Consider the following 4,320-nt stretch of genomic DNA (forward strand, 5'->3'; position numbering starts at 1 on the left):
CTACCCCGCCGGCAGCGGCTGCGCCTGCCGTGCAGACCCCGGCAGCCGACACACCGTTCGTGGTCAAATCCGTGCTCAAGATCGATGGCCCGATCCGCTTTGGCCAGTTCTATTGGGATGAAAGCCAAGGCCAGGCCGGCCCGGTGGTGATCACCGTGGACCTGACCGCGCGCGTGCTCTCGGTGTTCCGCGATGGCCACGAGATCGGCGCCACCGCGATCCTCAAGGGCTATGGCGACAAGCCCACCCCGCTCGGCGTATTTCCGATCACCCAGAAGGACGCAACGCACGTGTCCAACCTCTATGACGCGCCGATGCCCTGGATGCTGCGCCTGACCAACGATGGCGTCTCGATCCACGGATCAAAGGTGGAAAAGGGCTATGCCACCAACGGCTGCGTGGGCGTGCCCGACGAATTCGCCAAGCGCCTGTTCAAGGTGGCGAGCCTGGGCGACAAGGTGATCATCACCGACGGCAAGCGCCTGGGCCTGGGCGGGTCGATCAATCCTGGGGCTTAGGTGGATGGGCGCGGTTGCGCGCCGTTGCTGATGGGGAGCCGGCAGGCTAATGTTCCGGCATGCCAATAGTGGAAGCCTTTGATCGAGAAGACGCGTTGACACCGCTGTTCACGGCGGAGTTCGATTTCCTGCCGCGCAAGGGAGAATACCTCTCAATCGATGCGTCGACGGGATATTTCACATACTATAATGTTGTTGAGATTTGGCATCGACAGGACAGTGAGGGTGGTCCTTTTCGTGCGTGCATACGCCTTGAAGTGATCGACTGATAAATCGCTCTCGTTCAACCACTTGTATTCCATTCCACCGTGATAACCGCGCAGGCGGGAATGACGAAGTGGGAGGGAGCACGGGCAGCTTGCGATCCATGCAGGCTGCGCCATTTGCGCTCGATTGGCTTAACCGTGCCCGCTGGTCCGTCTCCATTAAATCCACACGAAGCCACGAAGACACGAAGGAGGCTAAAGACGTCTTTCTTCGTGTCTTCGTGGCTTCGTGTGAAATTATCTTGGGACCAGGTCGCGACTTGGCCGCTGCGTGAGGCCTGAAGAAGAAGCGGGACCCCGGATCAAGTCCGGGGTGACGAGGAATAGGACGGTCGTTTGTGGAATGACCGTCACTGGTGATCCCCCCGCCGGGGAGGACATCACAGCACGTCGAACCCGCTGCCCAGGCCAGCGCGCAGTTTGTCCAGGGCCTGGGCCTTAAGCTGGTGCACGCGCGGGACGGATACTTCCAGCACCTGGGCGATTTCCGCGAGGTTCAGTTCCTCCACGAAATAGAGCTGGATCACCAGTTGCAGCCGCTCGGGCAGTGCGGCGACGGCCTTGGCCACGAGTTGGCGGCTTTCGCTGTCGGCCAGCTGGGCAAAGGCATCGGGGCGATCGTCGGCAAAGGCGCTGTCGCTGTCGGAATAGGCGTCGTCGATCGCCTCGATCCGTACCGGCTCGCTCGCCGCGCGCAGGTCGGCCAGTTCGGTGTCGGTCAGCCCCAGGGCGCGGGCCAGTTCGGGCTCGCTGGGCATGCGGCCCAGTTCCATGGTCAGCTGGTTGGTCTTTTCGCGCAAGGTGCGCCGCCGATCGGACGAGGTGCGCGAAAGCGGCATGGTGCGCCGCACCAGATCCACCATCGCCCCGCGCACCCGCAGCTTGGCATAGGCGGCAAAGCCATCTTCAGTGGGGCCGGAATGCTTTTGCGCGCATTCGGTCAGCGCCACCAGGCCCGCCTGGACCAGATCATCGACATCCACCCCGGAATGGCCAGACCCGTGCACGTGCCAGGCCAGGCGGCGCACCATCGGCAGGAACCGGCGAATGCGATCGGCGGTGTCGTCACGATAGGCACGCGAGGCGGCAAAGCTGCGGTGATCGTGTTTCATGGAGTCTCGTTTTCTTTTTTGAAGACCAGGAAGAGGCAGGAACGGGCGCCGCGATCACGCCGCCAGGGCGGGTTGGAGCGGCGGCGGCAGCTGCGGCGGCCCGGTCGGCGTCTCCTCGCCGATCACGGCCACCACCTCGATCGGCTGGGTGGGTGGCAGTTCGGCGATCGACAGCACCACGCATGCCGGCGCGCGCTGGCGCATCAGCGCGGCCAAAGCCCGCCGCGCGCGCGGCTGCACGATCAGCGCCGGCGCAATCGCTCCGGGGCCGCGCTGGGTGACAATGGCGTTGACCCGTTCGCCGATAGTGCGCGCGAGGTCTGGCTCGATCACCGGCTGGCCGGTGACCGGATCGTGCATCCCGCCCACGATCATCCCTTCAAGCTGGCCCGAGAGGGTGAGCACGGGCAGCCGTTCGGTGGGGCCACAGACCCGCGCGACGATCAGCCCGCCCAGCTCGGCCCGCAGCAGATCGACCAGCTTGTCATGGTCGGTGGTCTGCAGCACGGCCTGGCTCAGCGCCGCCAGGATCGGCATGGGATGGGCGATGGTCACCCCGTCTTCGAGCAGGGCGTGGAACAGGCGGGTGAGCGCGGCAAGCGAGAGCGGCTGCGGATGCAGCGTTTCGATAAGGCCAGGCGCGCGATCGCGCACCGCGTCGAGAATGGCGCGCACTTCATCCGGGCCGAGCAGCAGCTGCGGCCGTTCACCCAGCAACTGGTTGAGGTGCGTGGCGATGACCGTGCTGGCGTCGACCGTGAGGAAGCCTTCGGCGATGGCCTGATCGCGCAAGTGGTTCTCGATCCACAGCGCCGGGCAGCCAAAGCTGGGGTCGCGCGTCGCCTCGCCAATGAGGCCATGATCGCCGCGCGCCTCGCCGGCATCGATCGCCAGCACGCGATCGGCGCGCACCGTGGCCCCGCCCAGCGGCACCCCGCCCAGCATGATGCGATAATCGTTGGGGCCAAGATCGAGGCTGTCGCGCACGCGGAACTGCGGCACGACAAAGCCGAACGCCTGGCTCAACTGCTTGCGCACGCCGGTGATGCGGGTGACCAGCGGGGAACCGCGCCGCTCGTCCACCAGGTGGACCAGGCCATAGCCCAGCTCGATAGTGACCAGCGTGTGGTCGCTGACCTCTTCCAGGGTGATGCGGGCCGGATCGCTGGGCGGCGCTTCGGGTTCGAGCACGGGTTCGGGGCGGCGGGCCCGCTGGCGCAGGGCCCACCACAGCCAGCCGGCCCCGGCCGCGGCGGGCAGGAAAACCGATTGCGGCATGGCGGGAATGGCGCCGATCGCGCCCAGGATCACCGCCACCGGCAGCCAGGTGGCGGGATTGGCGAACTGGTGGCCGATCTGGCCGGCCAGATCGCGCGTATCGGCCACGCGGGTGACGATCACTGCCGCCGCGATCGACAGCAGCAGCGACGGCACCTGCGCCACCAGCGCATCGCCCACCGCCAGGGTAATATAGCGCTGCGCCGCCTCGCCAGCGCTCAACCCGTGGGTGATCATCCCCAGGCAGAAGCCGGCGATGATATTGACGCCCAGGATCAGCAGCGCGGCAATGGCATCGCCTTTGACGAACTTGCTGGCGCCGTCCATCGCGCCATAGAAATCGGCTTCGGTCGCCACTTCGCGGCGGCGGGACTTGGCTTCATCGGCGCTCATCAGCCCGGCGGCAAGATCGGCATCGATCGCCATCTGCTTGCCCGGCAAGGCATCGAGGGTGAAGCGCGCCGACACTTCTGACACACGGCCCGCGCCCTTGGTCACCACCACCAGGTTGATGATCATCAGGATCATGAACACGAACAGGCCAACGGCGAAATTGCCGCCGACCAGGAACGCGCCGAAGGCCTCGATCACGTGGCCAGCGGCGGCCTCGCCCTCGTGGCCGCGCACCAGCACGATGCGGGTGGACGCCACGTTGAGCGCCAGGCGCAGCAGCGTGGCAAACAGCAGGACCGAGGGGAACGAGCTGAAATCGAGGGGCTTTTCGGCGTTCATCGCGGCCATCAGGATCGCCACCGACAGCGCGATGTTGACCACGAAGAACACGTCGAGCAGCACCGAAGGGAGCGGCACGATCATCAGCACGATAAGCATGAGGATGCCGGCCGGAAGGGCCATGGCACCGGGCGAGCCAAAACGCTTGAACATGATCGGTTAGAGCCCCATCGCCTTGAGCCGGCTATAGGCACGGGCCACATGATCGCCACCCGACGTGCCTGGCGCGGCCAGGGCAAAGGTATCGCGCAGGGTCTCGGCCATCGAGGCGCGCGGCGTGGCCGCCGGCCCGCCGGGGCTGCCGGCATTGGCCGCTGCCTGCTGGAATTCCTGCGCCATGGGGCCGCCGGTTGGCACCGGCTGCATGGTCTGTGCCCCCGGCAGATCGAGCGCGGAGGGAGCGCCATAGGGCGT

General features: G+C 66.2%; 3 protein-coding genes and 1 pseudogene. 1 reads left to right on the forward strand and 3 read right to left on the reverse strand.

The genetic code is table 11. The annotated features are described in order from the left end of the window. Positions 1-518 (forward strand): L,D-transpeptidase family protein (locus H926_RS0101250; protein ID WP_022674683.1); only part of this gene is annotated, 518 nt, incomplete at its 5' end. Positions 519-1,164: 646 nt separating this feature from the next. On the opposite strand, the gene H926_RS0101260 is transcribed toward H926_RS0101250, so the two are convergent. From H926_RS0101260 to H926_RS32910, 3 genes and pseudogenes are all read right to left on the reverse strand, one after another. Further along, a complete protein-coding gene (locus H926_RS0101260; RefSeq protein ID WP_022674685.1) occupies positions 1,165-1,896 on the reverse strand; it encodes a sigma-70 family RNA polymerase sigma factor in 732 nt (243 codons plus the stop codon). Between the two features lie 54 nt (positions 1,897-1,950). Further along, positions 1,951-4,059, reverse strand: a complete 2,109-nt coding sequence (locus H926_RS0101265; RefSeq protein WP_022674686.1) for a flagellar biosynthesis protein FlhA — start codon at positions 4,057-4,059, stop codon at positions 1,951-1,953. A 6-nt stretch (positions 4,060-4,065) separates the two neighbouring features. After that, a pseudogene (locus H926_RS32910) lies at positions 4,066-4,320 on the reverse strand (hypothetical protein); the annotation flags it as partial.

The sequence above is a fragment of the Novosphingobium sp. B-7 genome, from assembly GCF_000410615.1.
In the GTDB taxonomy this organism is placed as follows: Bacteria; Pseudomonadota; Alphaproteobacteria; order Sphingomonadales; family Sphingomonadaceae; genus Novosphingobium; species Novosphingobium capsulatum.

What these genes read in the sequence shown, in the direction of transcription:
- H926_RS0101260 (WP_022674685.1), bottom strand. Translation starts at nt 1,896, where the DNA reads ATGAAACACGATCACCGCAGCTTTGCCGCCTCGCGTGCCTATCGTGAC.
- H926_RS0101265 (WP_022674686.1), bottom strand. Translation starts at nt 4,059, where the DNA reads ATGTTCAAGCGTTTTGGCTCGCCCGGTGCCATGGCCCTTCCGGCCGGC.